Raw genomic sequence first — 542 nt, 5'->3', positions numbered from 1 at the left:
AGACTGGGACCGGGCGGAAACCATCGCTCCACTCATCACCAAGCTCAACGCCGCCCGGCGCGACCACCCCGCGCTGCACCGCCTCAGGAATCTCCGCTTCCACCACACCGACAACGACGCCGTGATCGCCTACAGCAAGCGCGCGGGCCAGGACACGGTCCTGGTGGTCGTCAACCTGGATCCGCACCACACCCAGGAGGCCACGGTCTCGTTGGACATGCCGCAACTCGGCCGGGACCGGGACGAATCCCTGTCCGTGCACGACGAACTGACGGGTGAGACCTACCTGTGGGGCAGGACCAACTATGTGCGCCTTGAGCCCGGCAGGGCACCCGCGCACGTACTCCACGTCCAGGCCTCGCCCGCCTCGCCGCAGATCGGAGGGTCTACCGCGTCATGACTGTCAACGAGCCCGTCCATGACACCTTCGAGGACACCCCGGCCAAGGACCGGCATCCCGACTGGTTCAAGAGCGCCGTCTTCTACGAGGTGCTCGTCCGGTCCTTCCAGGACAGCAACGGCGACGGCGTCGGTGACCTCAG

At 66.8% G+C, this 542-nt stretch carries 1 protein-coding gene; it reads left to right on the top strand.

All coding sequences use genetic code 11. From position 1 onward, the window contains the following. On the top strand, positions 1-400 hold a 400-nt coding region (locus tag H4N64_RS44230), incomplete at its 5' end, for an alpha-glucosidase C-terminal domain-containing protein (protein ID WP_186288271.1). Between the last annotated feature and the right edge of the window lie 142 nt (positions 401-542).

Source organism: Streptomyces cupreus, from assembly GCF_014257025.1.
Lineage (GTDB): Bacteria > Actinomycetota > Actinomycetes > Streptomycetales > Streptomycetaceae > Streptomyces > Streptomyces cupreus.
This window is presented reverse-complemented; position numbering and strand designations above follow the sequence as displayed.